Genomic DNA, 18,028 nt, shown 5'->3' with positions numbered 1-18,028 from the left:
GCCGGTCGGTGGAGCCTACGGTCGTCACATGCGGATCGACCTCGCCGGCAGGACGGCGCTCGTGACCGGTTCGACGCAGGGCATCGGCCTCGCGATCGCCCGCGGCCTGGCATCCGCCGGGGCACGTGTCGGGGTCAACGGACGCTCCCACGAGTCCGTCGCGAGGGCGGTGGAGGACCTCGCCCGCGACGTGCCCGGCGTCGACGTCGTCCCGGTGGTCGCCGACCTCGCGACCGACGAGGGCTTCGCCGCGGCGGTCGACACGCTGCCGGACGTGGACGTTCTCGTGAACAACCTCGGGATCTTCGGCTCGCGCCCCGCGCTCGAGATCACGGACGAGGAGTGGCGCCGCTACTTCGAGGTGAACGTGCTGGCCGCCGTACGGCTGATCCGCCACCACCTGCCCCGCATGGCGGCGCGGGGCTGGGGCCGGGTCCTCGACATCGCGAGCGACTCGGCCGTCGTCATCCCGGCCGAGATGATCCACTACGGCACGTCGAAGACGGCCCTGCTCGCCGTCTCGCGCGGGTTCGCCAAGGAGGCCGCCGGCACCGGCGTGACGGTCAACTCGGTCATCGCCGGCCCGACGCACACCGGCGGTGTCGAGGACTTCGTCTACGAGCTCGTCGACCGCGACCTTCCCTGGGACGAGGCACAGCGCGAGTTCATGGTGAAGCACCGGCCGCAGTCGCTGCTGCAGCGCCTCATCGAGCCCGAGGAGATCGCGAACCTCGTGGCGTACCTGGCCTCGCCGCTCGCGTCCGCGACGACGGGCGGCGCCGTGCGCGTCGACGGTGGCTACGTGGACTCGATCCTCCCGTGACGGCTGTCGGCCGCTCCGGGCACGATGTCCCCATGGAGTCGCGCCCCAAGGTCACGCCGCTCACGCGCCCCAGCGTGCGCCGCAGCCACGTCCCGCCGCTGGGCGTGCACCCGACGCCCGACGGCGGGGTCGACGTCGCGGTCGCCGCCGCGCACGCGGACGGCGTGGAGCTGTGCCTGATCGACGTCGTCGCCCCGGACCTGCCGGCCGGTGACCCGGCCCGCTACGCGGAGCGCCGGGTGGCGCTCGACGGCCCGACGTACGGCGTCTGGCACGCGCACGTGCCGGACGTGCGGCCGGGCCAGCGGTACGGCTTCCGTACCCACGGCGCATGGGACCCGGCCGCGGGCCAGCGGCACAACCCGGCCAAGCTGCTGGTCGACCCGTACGCCCGCGGCCTGGCGGGCGACCTCTCCTACGGCCCCGAGACGCTCGGCGCCGTCAGCGCCCTCAGCGACGACGACCCCGGCTGGTGGGTGGCCGAGCGCTACGGCGAGCCCGACGACCGAGACTCGCTCGCCCACGTGCCGCACTCCGTCGTCGTGCCCGCGCAGCCCGGGCCCCCGCCGCTGAGCCGCCCCCGCGTCCCGTGGGCGGACACCGTGGTCTACGAGGCGCACGTCCGGGGCCTCACCGCCCGGCACCCCGACGTCCCGCCCGAGCTGCGCGGCACCTACGCGGGCGTGGCGCACCCGGCGACGATCGACCACCTGCGCTCCCTCGGCGTCACGACGCTCGAGCTGCTGCCGATCCACGCGTTCGCGAGCGAGCCGCGGCTGGTCGCCCAGGGGCTGACCAACTACTGGGGCTACCAGACGCTCGGGTTCTTCGCCCCGCACGCCGCCTACGCCACGCGTGCCGCGCAGGACGCCGGCCCGGCCGCCGTGCTCGACGAGGTCCGGGGCATGGTGCACCTGCTGCACGAGGCGGGGATCGAGGTGCTGCTCGACGTGGTCTACAACCACACCTGCGAGGGCGGCGACGAGTCCCTGCACGTGAGCTGGCGCGGCCTCGACAACGCGGGCTACTACCTGCACGACGGCGCCAGCCCGGCCGCGCTGGCGGACGTCACCGGCACGGGGAACTCCCTCGACTTCCGCCGCCCGCGCGTGGTCCAGCTCGCCCTGGACTCGCTGCGCTACTGGGCCGAGGTGGTGGGCGTGGACGGGTTCCGCTTCGACCTGGCCGTCACCCTCGGCCGCACCCACCACGGGTTCTCCCCCGACCACCCGTTCCTGGTCGCGCTGCAGACGGACCCCGTGCTGAACGGCCTCAAGCTCGTGGCCGAGCCGTGGGACGTCGGCCCGGGCGGCTGGCAGACGGGCCAGTTCCCGCCGCCGATGGCGGAGTGGAACGACCGGTTCCGCGACGCCGTCCGCGGCTTCTGGCTCGACGCGCCCCGCGAGGGCTCGCACGGGCGGCCCATGCACGGCCTGCGCGAGCTCACCACCCGCCTCGCGGGCTCGGCCGACCTCTTCGGCCACTCCGACCCGCCGCTGCTGCGCGGCCCGGTCGCGTCGGTCAACTACGTCACCGCCCACGACGGGTTCACGCTCGCCGACCTGGTCGCGTACGACCACAAGCACAACGAGGCCAACGGCGAGGAGGGCCGGGACGGGACCGACCACAACCTGTCGTGGAACCACGGCGTCGAGGGCCACGCCCCGGGCGACGCCGAGGGCGGCGACACCACCACGGAGCCGTGGTCGGCCGTCGTGCCGCTGCGGCGCGCCTCCCAGCACAACCTGCTCGCCACCCTGCTGCTGGCCGCGGGCACCCCCATGATCACCGCCGGCGACGAGCTGGGCCGCACCCAGGGCGGCAACAACAACGCGTACGCGCAGGACAACCCCACGTCCTGGCTCGACTGGGACCTCGACGACGCCGCACGCGACCTGCTCGCCACCACCCGGTTCCTCCTCGCCCTGCGGCGCGAGCACCCGGCCCTGCGCGCGGACTCGTTCTTCCTCGGCACCCCGCGGCCGGGCGAGGAGGCGACCGACCTGCTGTGGTTCGCCGCCGACGGCACCCCGATGGACCGCGACGCCTGGGGGGTGGCCGGGCGGCGGGTGGTGCAGATGCTGCGCCCCGGGCCGGCGGACGGCGACGCGCACGTGCTCCTCGTGCTCAACGGCGGCCTCGACGACGTCGAGATCACCCTGCCGCCTTCCGGGGACGGGTCGTGGGAGCGGGTCTGGAGCTCGACCTGGGACCGGCCCGGGGCGCCGGAGGACGACGAGCCCGGGGCGCTGACGATGGAGTCGCTCAGCGTGGAGGTCTTCCTCGGCCGCTAGCGGCGCCCTCGCGGGCCAGGAACGTCACCCGTGTGCCCGGCGCCGCTCCTCTGCCACACTTCCGTCATGAGCGCCGATGCTTCGCCCGCCGTGGCACGTCCGGGAACGACCACCGACGTCGTCGTCATCGGGGCAGGGTTGTCCGGGCTGGTCACCGCGACCGAGCTCACCGCGGCCGGCAGGCGCGTGGTGCTGCTGGACCAGGAGCCGGAGGCGTCGTTCGGCGGTCAGGCGTGGTGGTCGTTCGGCGGGCTGTTCCTCGTGGGCTCGCCGGAGCAGCGCGCGATGGGCGTGCACGACTCCCCCGAGCTCGCGTGGTCGGACTGGCAGGACTCGGCGCAGTTCTCGCCCGGCGCCGAGCGCGGCGAGGGGCCCGACCGGCACGGCTACGCGTGGGCGCACCGGTTCGTGGAGTTCGCGGCCGGCGACATGCGCTCCTGGCTGCACGCCCGCGGCGTGCGCTGGTTCCCGCTGGTGCAGTGGGCGGAGCGCGGCGGGTACACGGTGGGCCGGCGGTCCGGCGGCGGGCGGCCCGAGGGGGACGGCACGCAGCACGGCAACTCGGTCCCCCGCTTCCACGTCACCTGGGGCACGGGGCCGGCGATCCTGCGACCGTTCGTCGCCGCGGCCCGGGCCGCGCAGGACGCCGGGCTGCTGGACCTGCGGTTCCGCCGCCGGGTGGCCGGGCTGACGACGACGGACGGGGCAGTCACGGGGGTGCGCGTCGAGGTCCTGGCCGACCACCCGACCGACGGGCTGCCGTTCGGCGGCCGCGGGTCGCCGTCGAACCGGGACGTCGTGGGCACCGAGGAGATCACGGCGGGCGCCGTCGTCGTCGCCACGGGCGGGATCGGGGCCAACCACGACCTGGCCCGCGCGCACTGGGACCCCGAGGCGGGGACCCTGCCCGACCGGATGCTGTCGGGGGTGCCCGACTCGACCGACGGGCTCATGCTGTCCACCGCCGCCGACGCCGGGGCGGCCCTCGTGCACGAGGAGCGCATGTGGCACTACCCGGAGGGCATCGCCAACCACTCGCCCGTGTGGACGAACCACGGCATCCGCATCCTGCCCGGGCCGTCGTCGCTGTGGCTCGACGCCGACGGCGGCCGGCTGCCCGCCCCGCTGTTCCCCGGGTTCGACGCGCTCGGGGCGCTGCAGCACGTCACCCGCCGCGGCGACGACCACTCCTGGTTCGTGCTGAACAAGGCGATCATGGAGTCGGAGTTCGCGCTGTCGGGGTCCGAGCAGAACCCCGACCTCACCGGCAAGGACGTCAAGCTGCTCGCGCAGCGCGTGCTGCCCGGCGCCGTGGGCCCGGTCGCGCGGTTCGCCGCGGAGTCCCCCGAGTTCGTCTGGGCCGAGACGCCCGAGGAGCTGGCCGGGAGGATGAACGCCCTCGTCGACGCGACGCCGGGCTCGCGCGGGCACGTGGACCCGGACGACCTCGCCCGCGTGGTCGCCCAGCGCGACGCGCAGGTGTCCAGCGGTCTGGGCAAGGACCCGCAGGTCGTCGCGACACGGGCCACCCGGGACTACCGGGTGGACAAGCTGATCCGGGTGGCGAAGCCGCGCCCGTTGACGACGCCGAAGGACGGCCCGCTGCTCGCCGTGCGGCTGTCCGTGCTGACGCGCAAGACGCTCGGCGGGCTGTGGTGCGACCCGTCCGGCCGGGTGCTGCAGGCCGACGGCTCCGTGCTGGCCGGTCTGTGGGCCGTGGGCGAGGCCGCCGGCTTCGGCGGCGGGGGCGTGCACGGCCACCGCGCGCTCGAGGGGACGTTCCTCGGCGGCTGCCTGCACACCGGTCGCGTGACCGGTCGCGCCCTGGCCGCCAGCCTCTGACGGCGAGCCCGTGAGGTCGTAGAACCGGTCGTCCCGTCGTAGGCCGGGGGTACGACCGGACGACAGTGGCTACGACCTCGCGGCAGAGCCGGGTCGCCGACGGCGGCCGGCGTCGGCGAGCGCCCGGCGCACGCGACGGATCAGGCGGTCCGGGTCCGCGAGGTCCTGCCACGTGAGGCGCAGCAGGATCCAGCCCGCCTCGGTGAGGGCGTCGTGGCGCCGTTTCTCCGCGAGGAGCCGCTCGCGCGGGTCGCCGTACTCGCCGCCGGAGTACTTGACGGCGCCGTCGAACTCGATCCCGACCCGCAGCTCCGGCCAGCCGAGGTCGATCCATGCCTGTCCCCGCCAGGTCTGCACCTCGACCGCGAGCCGGGGAGCGTCGATCCCCGCCTCGTCCAGGTACCAGCGGACCACCGACTCGCCCGGCGACTCCGCGCGCACGTCGGCCAGCTCGACGACGCGCCGCGCCTGGCGTACGCCCGGGCGCCCCGACGCCTCGGCGAGCACCTCACGCACGACGGCGAGGTCGGCCCCGGCACGCAGCGCCGAGTCGGCCACCACCAGGGCCTGGACGCCCGGCAGCCACCTCGCGCAGTCGATCGTCGTGCGCTCCAGCGTCGTGACGGGGCGTGCGTCGACCACCGTACGGTCGCGCTCGGGCAGGCGGATCGGGTGACGGACGAGGCGATCGTCCCGCCCGGCGGGCGCCGGGGGCTTCCACGCATGTGTGACGTGCACCCGATCGGAGAGCCGGTACACCGCGAGCCCGTGCAACAGCGCCGCCGTCTCGTGGCTGAACCAGTAGTCGGTGCGCAGCGACTCGGCGACCGCGGCCGCGAGCGCGAGCACCCCAGCCTCACGCCGCAGCGCGGGACCACGCCCGGCGTCGCCAGGTGCGGGGACGACGTACCTGCCCCGACGCACTCGCCGCAGCTCACCGCGCCGCACGCGCCGGGCGATCACGGCTCGGCGCTCGCTGTCGTACCTGACCACGGTCGGCAGGTCCCTCGGGGTCGGACGGGAGGTGTCACCCGGTCGTCGTCGGCTCGGCGGCATGCCCGCCATCCTGGCAACCTCGCGTCACCGCCGCGGGCGCCCTGTGGACGACACCCGCGAGGTCGTACCGGCGGTCGTCCGGTCGGACGCCGGGGATACGGCCGCGCGCCCGGAACTACGACCACGCGGGTGAACTGGCGCGCGGCGGGCAGGGCGGCTGGATAGCGTGGAGGTCGTGACGTCTCCGCAGCCCACGCCGTACGCGCCGATCGGGCGGATCCCCGTGCTGGAGGTCTCGCCCGTCGTCGAGGGCGGCCGATGGCCGGCCAAGGCCGTCGTGGGTGAGGTCGTCCCGGTCGAGGCGACGGTGTTCCGCGAGGGGCACGACGCCGTGTCGGCGACCGCGGTGCTCGTCGCCCCGGACGGCTCGGACCACTCGAGCGCACCGATGTCCGACGTCGCCCCCGGCCTGGACCGCTTCCGCGGCTACCTGCAGCCGGACGCCGTCTCCGGCACGCCGTCGGACCCGGCCGCCGACTGGTCGTTCCGCGTCGAGGCGTGGTCCGACCCGTACGCCACGTGGGCGCACGACGGCGTCATCAAGTTCGCCGCGGGCCAGGACGTCGACCTCGTGCTCGCCGAGGGCCGCCGGATCTTCGAGCGCATCGTGGCCCCGGACGCGCAGGCCGCCCGGAGCCCCGAGGACGCGGCCACCCTGGCGGCCGCCGCACGCGAGCTCGCCGACGACACCCGGCCGCCCGAGGCGCGGCTCGCGATGGCGACCACGGCGGCCGTCAAGGACGCCCTGCGCCGCGCGCCGCTGCGCGAGCTGGTGACGGCGAGCGCCACCTACCCGTTGCGGGTCAGCCGCCCGCTGGCGCTCGCGGGCAGCTGGTACGAGCTGTTCCCGCGCTCCGAGGGCGCCACGCGGGACGCCGACGGGACGTGGCGCTCGGGCACGTTCCGCACGGCGGCGAAGCGGCTGCCCGCCGTCGCGGAGATGGGGTTCGACGTCGTCTACCTCACCCCGGTCCACCCGATCGGCACGACGTTCCGCAAGGGCCGCAACAACACGCTCGACCCGCAGCCGGGCGACCCGGGCAGCCCGTACGCCATCGGCTCCCCGGACGGGGGTCACGACGCGATCCACCCGGACCTCGGCTCTGAGGACGACTTCCGGGACTTCGTCGCGGCCGCCCGGGCCGAGGGGATGGAGGTGGCCCTGGACCTCGCCCTGCAGTGCTCCCCCGACCACCCGTGGGTGACGGAGCACCCGGAGTGGTTCACCGTGCGCGCCGACGGCACCATCGCGTACGCGGAGAACCCGCCGAAGAAGTACCAGGACATCTACCCGCTGAGCTTCGACACCGACCCGGCGGGCCTGAGCGCGGAGATCCTGCGGATCGTGCGCCTGTGGATCGACCGGGGCGTGACGGCGTTCCGCGTCGACAACCCGCACACCAAGCCGCTGGACTTCTGGGAGTGGCTGCTCGCGCAGGTGCACGCGGAGCGCCCGGACGTCATCTTCCTGTCCGAGGCGTTCACGCGGCCGGCGATGATGCAGACCCTGGCGCGGATCGGCTTCCACCAGTCGTACTCGTACTTCACCTGGCGCAACACCAGGGCGGAGATCGAGGAGTACCTCACCGAGGTGTCGGGCCCGCAGGGCTCGGTGATGCGGCCGAGCTTCTGGCCGACGACGCACGACATCCTCCCGCCGTACCTGCAGCACGGCGGGGTGGCGGGCTTCGCCGTCCGCGCCGTGCTGGCCGCGACCGGCTCGCCCACCTGGGGCGTCTACTCCGGCTACGAGCTGGTGGAGAACGTGCCGCGCCCCGGCGTCGAGGAGCAGATCGACAACGAGAAGTACGAGTACAAGCCGCGCGACTGGTCGCAGGCCGACGTCATCGGGGTCTCGACGCTGCTGCGCCGGCTCAACGAGGTCCGGCGCGCCCACCCGGCGCTGCAGCAGCTGCGCGACCTCACCGTCCACCCGACGACGAACGACCAGGTCGTCGCGTTCTCGCGGCGGGTGCGGGCCGAGCACCTGCCGGCGACGGGGCACCCCGGCAGCCAGGACGACGTCGTGCTCGTGGTGCTCAACCTGGACCCGTGGACCACCCAGGAGGCCACGGTCCTCCTGGACCTCGCGGCCCTCGGCCTCACCCGGCCGGACGGCGTCGAGGACCAGCCGTTCTTCGTCGCCCACGACGAGCTCTCCGGCGCCACGTACCCGTGGGGCACGCACCCGTACGTGCGCCTGGACCCGCGCGCGCAGGTGGCCCACGTCCTGAAGATCGGGTTGGCGTGACCTCCGCCGTTCCGCGGCCCATCACGCGCCAGGTCCCGGTGCAGGCGCTGCCGCCGCAGCGCCAGCCCGCGCCCCCGCCGCTGGACAAGCCGGGCCTCGACGACGACCCCGGGTGGTACCGCAGCGCGGTGTTCTACGAGGTGATCGTGCGCGCGTTCTCCGACTCGGACGGCACGGGCACGGGCGACCTGCGCGGCATCGAGCAGCGGCTGGACTACCTGCAGTGGCTGGGGGTCGACGCCCTGTGGCTGCCGCCGTTCTACCCGTCGCCGCTGCGCGACGGCGGGTACGACGTCGCCGACTTCACGTCCATCGCCGGCCAGTACGGGACGGTCTCGGACTTCACGGACCTCATCGAGGCGGCGCACGCCCGCGGGATCCGGGTGGTGATCGACCTGGTGATGAACCACACCAGCGACCAGCACCCGTGGTTCCAGGCCTCGCGCAGCGACCCGGAGGGCCCGTACGGCGACTTCTACGTGTGGTCGGACGACGACACCCGCTACGAGGGCGCGCGGATCATCTTCGTGGACACGGAGACGAGCAACTGGACGTTCGACCCGGTGCGCCGCCAGTACTTCTGGCACCGGTTCTTCTCCCACCAGCCGGACCTGAACTTCGAGAACCCTCGCGTGGTGGACGCGATGCTGGACGTCGCCCGGTTCTGGCTCGGCGTGGGGGTGGACGGCTTCCGGCTGGACGCGGTGCCGTACCTGTTCGAGGCCGAGGGCACCAACTGCGAGAACCTGCCGGAGACCCACGCGTTCCTGCGGCGCGTGCGACGCATGATCGACGTGGAGTTCCCCGGCCGGATCATGCTGGCCGAGGCGAACCAGTGGCCCCAGGACGTGGTGGACTACTTCGGCACCGCGGACGAGCCCGAGTGCCACATGTGCTTCCACTTCCCCGTGATGCCGCGGATCTACTACGCGATGCGCGACCAGCGCGCCCGCCAGGTGCTCGACATCCTCGCCGACACCCCGGACATCCCCGCGCCGGGCGGGCAGTGGAGCACGTTCCTGCGCAACCACGACGAGCTCACCCTGGAGATGGTCTCCACCGAGGAGCGCGCCGCGATGTACGGGTGGTTCGCCCCCGACCCGCGCATGCGCGCGAACGTCGGCATCCGGCGCCGCCTGTCGCCCCTGCTGGACAGCTCCCGCAAGGAGATCGAGCTGGCGCACGCCCTGCTGCTGTCGCTGCCGGGCTCGCCGTGCCTGTACTACGGCGACGAGATCGGCATGGGCGACAACATCTGGCTGCCCGACCGGGACGCGGTGCGCACCCCCATGCAGTGGACCCCGGACCGCAACGCCGGCTTCTCGACGGCCGACCCGGGCAAGCTCTACCTGCCGCTGGTCCAGTCGCTCGTCCACCACTTCGAGCACCAGAACGTCGAGGCCCAGCTGGCGCAGCCGTCGAGCCTGCTGCACTGGGTGCACGGCATGCTCGCCGTGCGCCGGCTGCACCCCGCCTTCGGCACCGGGTCGTTCACCGCGCTCGAGGCGGAGGACGAGGCCGTGCTCGCCTTCCTCCGCGCGACGGGCGCCGAGACGCTCCTGGTGGCGGCCAACCTGTCGGCGACGGCCCGCTCCGCGCGGGTGCACCTGCCGGGCCACGAGGGCTGGACGGCGACGGACCTGTTCGGCGGCGGCCGGTTCCCGCCGGTGGCGCCCGACGGGACGGTCACGATGACGTGGGGGTCGCGCGACTTCTACTGGCTGCTGCTGAGCCCGCCGTCCTCGACGACGGCGGCACCACGGCCCGGCACCCGGGGCGGCGACCTGTCGTGACCACCGTGCGGCCGGCCGCGCAGGGACCCGACCCGAGCGTCGGGGACCTGCTCGCGGCGTGGCTGCCCGGCCGGCGGTGGTTCCCCGGCGGCGCCGACGTGCGGGCCGAGCCGTGGCTGGCGGTGACGTTCGACGACGAGCCCGCCGCGCCGGCCGGGCCGGCGAGCGGCCCCGCGCCGGGAGGGGACGTCGTCGTGCTGCTGGTCCGCCTCGTCGGCGCGGCGCTGCCCGGCGGCGACCTCGTGGCGCAGGTGCCGCTGGTGCTCGGCCCCGCGGACGCGCACGGGCCGGGGTTCATCGGCGACGTGCGCACCGGCGCCGGCGACGTCGCCGTGCACGACGGCGGGGCGCACCCCGCGGCCTGGCTCGCGATGCTGCACGCGATGGGCGCGACGGGTGGTGCGGCGGACGACGCCCTGGTCGCCGGCGGCCGCGTCCTGGCGGGCGAGCAGTCGAACACGAGCGTGGTGCTGCCGGGCGTGCCCTCCCCGGACGGGGCGGGCACGATCCTCAAGGTGCTGCGGACGGTCGCACCCGGCCCGCACCCGGACGTCGTCGTGCCGCAGACGCTGACCCGCGCCGGGTGGGAGGGCGTGCCGCGCTTCCTCGGTGCGCTGGAGGTCCCCGCGCCGGACGGCGAGCCCCTGGCGCTGGCGGTCCTGTCCGAGCTGGTGCCCGACGCGGACGACGGGTTCGAGCTCGCGTGCGCGTACGCGAGCCGCGGCGAGTCGTTCGCCCAGCTGGCGGCCGGGCTGGGGCGCGTCGTCGCGGAGCTGCACACGGTGCTGCGCCGGTCGTTGCCCCCGGGCCCGCTGCTGGAGCCGGCGTCGTTCGTCGCGGGGCTGCGGCGGCGGGCCGCCGAGGCGGTCGCGGAGGCGCCGTCGCTCGCCCCCCGGGCGGGGCAGGTGGGCGCCCTGCTGGACGACCTGCGTCACCGCCTCCCGCCGGTCCGGCTGCAGGCGATCCACGGCGACCTGCACCTGGGCCAGTCGCTGCACGGCCCGGGCGGGTGGCGGCTGCTCGACTTCGAGGGCGAGCCGCAGCGGCCCGTGGCCGAGCGCACCGCGCCCGACCTGCGGCTGCGCGACGTCGCCGGCATGCTGCGCTCGTTCGACTACGCGGCCGCTGTCGGCGGGGCGCCCGACCCGACGCCATGGCGGGCGGAGGCGGGCCACGCGTTCGCCGCCGCCTACCAATCGGCCGCGGAACCCTCCGGGATGGACCCGCCGACGTACGACGCGGCGCTGCGCGCGCTCGTGCTCGACAAGGCCCTGTACGAGGTGGTCTACGAGTCCCGGCAGCGACCGGACTGGGTGCACATCCCGCTGGCCGCCGTCGACCGGGTGCTCGACGGCGCCGGGTCCCGCTGACCCGCGCACCGCCGGCCCCCGGCCGCGACGACCGCCCTAGCCTCGCGCCGGCCCGCCCAGCAGGTCGTTGGCGCAGCGCAGGGCGGCGGCGAACGCCGCGGGGTCGCCCCCGGCCGGCGAGACCACGCGGAACGTCGCGGACTGCCCGGCCCGCAGCGTGACCATGCCCTCGTCGACCCGCGCGGCGGGGTCCACGACGTCGGCGTGGCAGAACACGTCCCGGGCGAGCGACGTCGCCGTCACCCGCAGCACGCAGCCGTCCTCGGTGACGGAGGACGCGGAGACCTCGAACGGTCGCGGGTCGAGGCGCTGGTCCACCACCTCGGCGCCGTGACGGAACGCGGGCCCCACGCCGGCCTCGGGGTCGTCCGCCGTCGCGACGAGCACCTCCGCGGCCGCGTCGCCGAACGCCGCCACCTCGGCCGGCAGGGCCACCGTGGCGGCGTCGCGCGCCGGCACGTCGACCTCGACGGTCGCCTTGGCCAGCACCGATCCGTCGAGCGACTCGCGCGTGACGGTCCACGTGCCGGTCAGGCGCTCGGCAGCGTCGTTGACGATCACCAGCGCGAGGTCGTCCAGCTCGGGCGCGAGCCCCTCCCAGGCGGCGGCCCGCGCCGCGGCGGAGGCGCGCGGCTGGATCGTGGCCAGGCGCGGGGCGTAGGCGGCGCGCAGCGCGTACCAGAGCGGCTTGCGGTGCTCGTCGTGGTCGACGGCCGCCCACGACACCACGGGCCAGTTGTCGTTGAGCTGCCACATGATCGTGCCCGTGGTGTGCGGGGTCAGCGAGCGCAGGTGCTCGATGCCGAACCGCACGGCGTGCGCCTGGTTGAGCTGGGTGGTCCAGTGCCAGTCGGTGATCGTGGCCGGGTCGGGCAGGTGGCCCTGCCAGCCGCGCTCGAGCTTCGCGTTGCCCAGGTGCGCCTTCTGGTGCACGAGCATCTGGTGCCCGAACGGGTCGAGGGGCTCGTCGTGCACCACGCGCGTCAGCGTCGACCAGGCGGGCGGCCCCTGGAAGCCGAACTCCGAGCAGAACCGCGGCCGGTAGCGGGCGTAGACGGTGTAGTCCTCCCGGTTCCACACGTCCCAGATGTGCATGGTGCCGTACCGCTCGTCGTTGGGGTGGCGGTAGTCCCCGAACGAGTACGGGCTGGCGGGCGAGTACGGCCGCGTCGGGTCGAGCTCCGCGACGACGCCGGGCAGCAGCTCGCGGTAGTACAGGTCGCCCCAGGGGCGGCCCCCGAGCCGCCCGGCCCAGCCCCAGTCGACCGAGCCCCAGGTGTTCTCGTTGTTGCCGTTCCAGAGCACGAGCGACGGGTGCGGGCTGAGCCGGGTGACGTTCTCGCGGGCCTCGGCCTCGACCTCGGCGCGCATCGGCTCGTCCTCGCTGTAGGCCGCGCAGGCGAACGGGAAGTCCTGCCACATGAGCAGGCCGCGCTCGTCGGCGTGGTCGTACAGGTCGTCGGACTCGTAGATGCCGCCGCCCCACACGCGCAGCAGGTTGACGTTCGCCTCCAGCGCGTCGTCCACCCGACGGGCGTACCGGTCGCGGTCGATCCGGGTGAGGAAGGCGTGGTCGGGGATCCAGTTGGCGCCGCGCACGAGCACGGTCTCGCCGTTGACCTGGAGCAGGAACGGCGCCCCGGCCTCGTCGGGCGTGGTGTCCAGCTCGACGGTGCGGAAGCCGACCCGGCCGCTCCACTCGGCCGTGTCGGCGCCGCTCGACGCGGTCACCTCGACGTCGTACAGCGGCTGGTCGCCGTGCCCGGCCGGCCACCAGCGCCGCACGTCGGCCACGAGCAGCTCCACCGTCGCGGTCGTGGAGCCCGCGGCGACGGTGGCGGCCTTGAGCAGGGGGCCCTCGCCGCCGGGCGGGGTCAGCGCGACGGTCACGGGCACCGCCTCGTCGGGCCGGACGCCGTCGCGCTCGATCTCCACGTGCACGGTGAGCAGTCCGTCGTGACCGCCGCCTGCGCCGGCCAGCACGTCCACGAGCGGGCGCACCGACGCGATCCGTACGCCCGACCACGCGTCGAGCCCGATCGGCTTCCAGATGCCGGCGCCGGCGACGTCGATGCCCCAGTCCCACCCGAACGAGCACGCCATCTTGCGCAGCTGGTTGTACTCGTGGTGGTTGGTGGACGGCAGGTCGCCGTCCTGCTCGGCGCGGGCGGACGCCTCGGGCACCGGGGCGGCGAACGTCACGACGAGGGTGTTCTCGCCCTCGCGCAGCGCCTCGCGCACGTCCCACCGGAAGGACCGGTGCATGTTCTGCGTGCGGCCGACCTCGACGCCGTTGAGCGCCACCGTCGCCACCGTGTCCAGGCCGTGGGCGACCAGGTCGTGGCGGGCGGCGTCGCCCGGCGGCCGGTCGAACGTCGTCGTGTACCGCCACGACGTGTCGCCGATCCACTGCTGGGCGGCCTCGTTGTCGCCGTCGAACGGCTCGTCGATCAGCCCGTCGCGGTGCAGGTCGAGGTGCGCCTCGCCCGGCACGACGGCGGGGACGCCCGCGGCGAGCGCCGGCCGGGCGCCGTGCGGGGCGTCGGCGGCGAGCTCCGCGGCGGTCAGCGTCCAGCCGTCGTGCAGGGCGCGGAAGGTCGGGGGGACGTACGTCATCGAGGGTCCTTCGTCGATCGGTCGTGGGTGCGTGGGTGGGGTCGCGTCGCGGGCCGGGGCCCGGCGGCGGGCGCTCAGGCGGAGCGGGGGCGGGCCGGCTCGCGCGCCCGGTCCGCCGGGACGCCCGCCTCCTGCCACTCGCCCGCGAAGTGGTCGAAGCACACGCTGTTGTCGATCTCCCCGCGGTCGGTGGCCTCCTGGCCGAGCGTCACCCGGTCGACCCGTTCCGGGTCGGGGGCGGCCATGGCCAGCAGCTTCGTGTAGTCGTGGTGCGGGTCCAGGATGACGGCGTCCGCCGGCCCCCGCTCGACGACGCGCCCGCGGTAGAGCACGACGATCTCGTCGGAGAAGTGCCGTGCCGTGGCCAGGTCGTGCGTGATGTAGAGGACCGCGAGGCGGTCCTCGCGCTGCAGCCGGCCGAGCAGGTTGAGCACGCCGAGCCGGATCGACACGTCGAGCATCGACACCGGCTCGTCCGCGATCAGCACCTGCGAGCCGGGCGCCAGGGCGCGCGCGATGGCGACGCGCTGGCGCTGCCCGCCCGACAGCTCGTGGGGGCGTCGGGCCGCGAACTCCGCGCCCGGGGTGAGGTTCACCCGCTCGAGCATCTCGACCACGCGCTCGTGCGTCTCGTCGGCCGTGCGCGTGCGCTGGTGGATGCGCAGCGGGCGGGCGACGTGGTGCTCGATCGAGTGGAACGGGTTGAGCGACGCGAACGGGTCCTGGAACACCATCTGCACCTGCCGCCGGTACAGCGCGCCCCGCACGGGTGTGCCGTCGTCGAGGCGCACGTCGACCGTGCCCGACGTCGGCGACTCCATGCGGGTGAGGATCTTGGCGATGGTGGACTTGCCGGAGCCGGACTCGCCCACGAGGGCGACGGTGCGCCCCGGGACCAGGTCGAGGCTCACGTGGTCGACGGCGCGCAGCCGCGACCGGCGCAGGCCGGTCCGCATCGTGTACTCCTTGACCAGGTCGGACACGTGGACACGGGTCATGCTCGGTCCTCCTCGGTCGGGGCGCCGGCGTGCTCGGTCGTGGCGCCGGCGTCGGCGTGCGCGTCGACGCCGCTGCGGATGAAGCCGCCCCGCTGGCCCGACAGGCTCGGGAACGAGCCCAGCAGCTTGCGGGTGTACGGGTGCCGGGCCGCGCGGTACAGGTGGTCGGCCGTGTCCAGCTCGACGATCTCGCCGTCGAGCATGACCGCGATCCGGTCGCTGATCTCCAGCAGCAGCGGCAGGTCGTGGGTGATGAACACGACGGCGAAGTCGAGCTCGTCGCGCAGGCGGACGATCTCGCGCAGGATGTCGCGCTGCACGACGACGTCGAGCGCCGTCGTCGGCTCGTCCATGATCATGATCTGCGGCTGCAGCAGCATCGCCATCGCGATCATCACGCGCTGGCGCATGCCGCCTGACAGCTCGTGGGCGTAGGAACCCAGCCGGCGCGGGTCCACCCCGACGCGGGTCAGCACCTCCTCCGAGCGCCGTCGCACCTCCGCCCTCGACGTGCCGGGACGGTGTGCGAGGAGCGTGTCGCGCAGCTGGGCGCGCACGGTCGTGACCGGGTTGAGAGCGTTCATCGCGCCCTGGAACACCATGGACAGCTTGTCCCAGCGGAACGCCCGCAGCTCCCGGTCCTCCAGCGCCAGCACGTCGACGTCGGCGCCGTCCCGGTCGTGGAAGGTGATGCTCCCCGAGGCGATCCGCGCGGGCGGGCGGTGCAGCCGGTTCACCGCGTAGGCGAGCGTCGTCTTGCCGCAGCCCGACTCCCCCGCCAGCCCGAGGATCTCGCCCCGGTGCAGCGTGAGGCTGGCGTGCTTCACGGCCGTGACCGGGTCCTCGACCTCGTACACGACCGTGAGGTCGTCGACGGTGAGCACGGGGTCGGTGCCGCGGGGGACGGCGGCGACGCCGTCGTGGTCCAGCATGGTCGTGGTCGCGGTCATCGCGCGGCCACCTCCTTCGCGCTGCGTCCGGCCAGCTCCCGCTCGAGCCGCGCGGCACGCCGCGCGCGCTTGCGGTGCTGGCGCAGGTTCTTGAGCTTCGGGTTGATGATCTCGTCGATCGAGAAGTTGATGAGCGACAGCCCCGTGCCGAGCAGGGCGATGATGATGCCCGGCGGCAGGAACCACCACCACGCCCCCAGCGACAGGGCGAAGCCGTTCTGCGCGTAGAACAGCATCGTGCCGAGCGTGGCCGAGTTCGCGGCGCCCAGCCCGATGAACGACAGGCCCGCCTCTCCCAGCACCGCGGCGATGACGGCGAACACGAACTGCGAGGCGATGACCGGCAGCAGGTTCGGCAGGATCTCGACGACGATGACGCGCCACGGCCGCTCGCCGGACACCTTCGACGCGGCCACGTAGTCACGGCCCCGCACGGAGAGCGTCTGGGCCCGGAGCACGCGCGCGGCGGCGGCCCAGCTCGTCAGCGCCAGGACGACGGCGATGGTCCACAGCCCGCGGCTCTCCCGGGGCACGAACCCCGAGATCACGATCACCAGCGGCAGCCCCGGGATCACCAGGAAGACGTTGGACAGCAGCGAGAACGCCTCGTCCGCGATGCCGCCGCGGTAGGCGCCGTAGATGCCGAAGAACGCCGACAGCACCGTGGCCAGGACGCCCACCAGGAAGCCGATCTGGAGCGATCCGCGGGTGGCGTGGGCGAGCTGGGCGAGCACGTCCTGCCCGGTCTGGGTGGTGCCGAGGGGGAACTCGCCGGACGGCGGGGTCAGGCCCTGGTCGCGGATCTGCTGCGGGTCCCCGACGAGGTAGGGGCCCAGCACCCCGAAGAGGGTGATCCCGACGACGAGGGCGAGGCCGACCGCCAGCCACGGGGTCATGGTGGGCAGGAGCATCCGCCAGCCGGAGCGCGGCGCGCGGCCGGCCCGGTCGCGCGCCAGGTCCTCCTGCTCGACGGCGTCGGACGGCAGGGGTTCGTTCGCGGGGCTCAGGTTGGTCATTCGTGGCCTCCCGTCAGGACCGCGCGCGGGTGCGCGGGTCGATGACGCCGTACAGCAGGTCGACCACGAGGTTGGCCCCGAGCACGGCGAGGGTGATGAAGAGGAACACGCCCTGCATCAGCGCGTAGTCGTTGTTGGTGACGGCGCCGAGCAGCCGGCCGCCGATGCCCGGGTAGGAGAAGACCTGCTCGGTGATCACCGAGCCCGACACCACGAACCCGAGCGAGATCGCGAACCCGGCGATCGACGGCAGCACCGCGTTGCGCGAGGCGTACGAGCGCAGGATCCTGCGCGGCGCGAGGCCCTTGGCCTCCGCGGTGAGGACGTAGTCCTCGGAGAGGGTCGACACCATCATGTTGCGCATCCCCAGCAGCCAGCCGCCGACCGACGCGAGCACGATCGTCAGCGCCGGGAGGAACCCGTAGTGGATCGCCGAGAAGATGAACTCGGCGTTCCACCCGGGGTCCAGCACGACGTCGTACCCGCCCTGCATCGGGAACCAGCCGAGCACCCGGGCGAGCAGGTACGTCAGCAGCAGGGCCAGCCAGAAGTACGGCACGGCCGCGAGCAGCGTCGTGGCGGGGATGAGGGAGTCCAGCCAGGTCCCCGGCCGCCAGCCGACGAACGCCCCCAGCCCGACGCCGAGCACCGCCGCGAGCACGGTCGCCAGGCCCACGAGCACCAGCGTCCACGGCAGCGACTGGCTGATGACGTCGGACACCTCGGCCGGGTAGTAGCTCACCGAGACGCCCAGGTCGCCGCGGACCAGGTTCTGCAGGTAGTTCACGTACTGGGTCCACAGCGGCTGCGAGTCGTCGCCCCCGAGCAGCAGCGCGTACGCCTCCCGGGTCTCCTCGGTGACCGTGCCGCCGCGCTGCTGCAGCTTGGCCAGGAGGATGTCGACCGGGTTGCCCGGGAGCAGGCGCGGGATGGCGAAGTTCAGCGTCAGCGCGGCCCACAGGGCGATCGCGTAGAAGCCGATCTTGCGCAGGAAGTAGCTCACGAGGTCTCCGTCCCCC

12 protein-coding genes are annotated in these 18,028 nt (G+C 74.3%); 6 read left to right on the top strand and 6 right to left on the bottom strand.

Annotated elements, in window-relative coordinates:
- Positions 1 to 28 precede the first annotated feature (28 nt).
- From IEW03_RS11970 to IEW03_RS11960, 3 genes are all read left to right on the top strand, one after another.
- Positions 29 to 823: an SDR family NAD(P)-dependent oxidoreductase gene (locus IEW03_RS11970; protein WP_188523910.1), complete on the top strand. Its 795-nt coding sequence runs from the start codon at positions 29 to 31 to the stop codon at positions 821 to 823.
- 32 nt (positions 824 to 855) lie between these two features.
- Positions 856 to 3,117: a glycogen debranching protein GlgX gene (glgX, locus tag IEW03_RS11965; protein WP_188523909.1), complete on the top strand. Its 2,262-nt coding sequence runs from the start codon at positions 856 to 858 to the stop codon at positions 3,115 to 3,117.
- A gap of 66 nt (positions 3,118 to 3,183) precedes the next feature.
- Positions 3,184 to 4,959 carry an FAD-binding dehydrogenase gene (locus tag IEW03_RS11960; protein WP_188523908.1) on the top strand — a complete coding sequence of 592 codons (1,776 nt, stop codon included), beginning with the start codon at positions 3,184 to 3,186 and terminating at the stop codon, positions 4,957 to 4,959.
- A gap of 69 nt (positions 4,960 to 5,028) precedes the next feature.
- Here the strand turns inward: IEW03_RS11960 and IEW03_RS11955 are convergent, their stop codons facing one another.
- Positions 5,029 to 5,808, bottom strand: a complete 780-nt coding sequence (locus IEW03_RS11955; protein WP_188523907.1) for a type IV toxin-antitoxin system AbiEi family antitoxin — start codon at positions 5,806 to 5,808, stop codon at positions 5,029 to 5,031.
- Positions 5,809 to 6,181: 373 nt separating this feature from the next.
- On the opposite strand from IEW03_RS11955, the gene IEW03_RS11950 reads away from it, so the two are divergent.
- The 3 genes from IEW03_RS11950 to IEW03_RS11940 are packed head-to-tail and all read left to right on the top strand — an operon-like array spanning position 6,182 to position 11,429.
- Positions 6,182 to 8,266 (top strand): alpha-1,4-glucan--maltose-1-phosphate maltosyltransferase, encoded by a 2,085-nt coding sequence (locus IEW03_RS11950; protein WP_188523906.1) that lies wholly within the window; start codon positions 6,182 to 6,184, stop codon positions 8,264 to 8,266.
- Entirely contained in the window at positions 8,263 to 10,059 is a 1,797-nt protein-coding gene (gene treS, locus IEW03_RS11945) for a maltose alpha-D-glucosyltransferase (RefSeq protein ID WP_188523905.1), read from the top strand. Before IEW03_RS11950 ends, treS begins: the two co-directional genes overlap by 4 nt.
- Positions 10,056 to 11,429 carry a phosphotransferase gene (locus IEW03_RS11940; RefSeq protein WP_188523904.1) on the top strand — a complete coding sequence of 458 codons (1,374 nt, stop codon included), beginning with the start codon at positions 10,056 to 10,058 and terminating at the stop codon, positions 11,427 to 11,429. The genes treS and IEW03_RS11940 overlap by 4 nt, the downstream gene beginning before the upstream one ends.
- A 36-nt stretch (positions 11,430 to 11,465) precedes the next feature.
- Here the strand turns inward: IEW03_RS11940 and IEW03_RS11935 are convergent, their stop codons facing one another.
- From IEW03_RS11935 to IEW03_RS11915, 5 genes are all read right to left on the bottom strand, one after another.
- A complete protein-coding gene (locus IEW03_RS11935; protein WP_188523903.1) occupies positions 11,466 to 14,045 on the bottom strand; it encodes a glycoside hydrolase family 2 protein in 2,580 nt (859 codons plus the stop codon).
- 74 nt (positions 14,046 to 14,119) lie between these two features.
- Positions 14,120 to 15,043 carry an ABC transporter ATP-binding protein gene (locus tag IEW03_RS11930; RefSeq protein ID WP_188523902.1) on the bottom strand — a complete coding sequence of 308 codons (924 nt, stop codon included), beginning with the start codon at positions 15,041 to 15,043 and terminating at the stop codon, positions 14,120 to 14,122.
- Positions 15,040 to 15,993 carry an ABC transporter ATP-binding protein gene (locus IEW03_RS11925; RefSeq protein ID WP_229737940.1) on the bottom strand — a complete coding sequence of 318 codons (954 nt, stop codon included), beginning with the start codon at positions 15,991 to 15,993 and terminating at the stop codon, positions 15,040 to 15,042. Before IEW03_RS11925 ends, IEW03_RS11930 begins: the two co-directional genes overlap by 4 nt.
- Positions 15,990 to 17,009 (bottom strand): ABC transporter permease, encoded by a 1,020-nt coding sequence (locus tag IEW03_RS11920; RefSeq protein WP_188523901.1) that lies wholly within the window; start codon positions 17,007 to 17,009, stop codon positions 15,990 to 15,992. The genes IEW03_RS11925 and IEW03_RS11920 overlap by 4 nt, the downstream gene beginning before the upstream one ends.
- A 13-nt stretch (positions 17,010 to 17,022) precedes the next feature.
- Positions 17,023 to 18,012, bottom strand: coding sequence for an ABC transporter permease (locus IEW03_RS11915; protein WP_188523900.1), 990 nt, complete (start codon positions 18,010 to 18,012; stop codon positions 17,023 to 17,025).
- Positions 18,013 to 18,028 lie beyond the last annotated feature (16 nt).

Origin of the sequence: Isoptericola cucumis (genome assembly GCF_014635665.1) — a bacterium.
In the GTDB taxonomy this organism is placed as follows: Bacteria; Actinomycetota; Actinomycetes; order Actinomycetales; family Cellulomonadaceae; genus Isoptericola; species Isoptericola cucumis.
This window is presented reverse-complemented; position numbering and strand designations above follow the sequence as displayed.

Coding starts and splice junctions, on each gene's coding strand:
- IEW03_RS11935 (WP_188523903.1), bottom strand. CDS start 14,045: ATGACGTACGTCCCCCCGACCTTCCGCGCCCTGCACGACGGCTGGACG.
- IEW03_RS11930 (WP_188523902.1), bottom strand. CDS start 15,043: ATGACCCGTGTCCACGTGTCCGACCTGGTCAAGGAGTACACGATGCGG.
- IEW03_RS11920 (WP_188523901.1), bottom strand. CDS start 17,009: ATGACCAACCTGAGCCCCGCGAACGAACCCCTGCCGTCCGACGCCGTC.
- IEW03_RS11960 (WP_188523908.1), top strand. CDS start 3,184: ATGAGCGCCGATGCTTCGCCCGCCGTGGCACGTCCGGGAACGACCACC.
- glgX (WP_188523909.1), top strand. CDS start 856: ATGGAGTCGCGCCCCAAGGTCACGCCGCTCACGCGCCCCAGCGTGCGC.
- IEW03_RS11970 (WP_188523910.1), top strand. CDS start 29: ATGCGGATCGACCTCGCCGGCAGGACGGCGCTCGTGACCGGTTCGACG.
- IEW03_RS11925 (WP_229737940.1), bottom strand. CDS start 15,993: ATGACCGCGACCACGACCATGCTGGACCACGACGGCGTCGCCGCCGTC.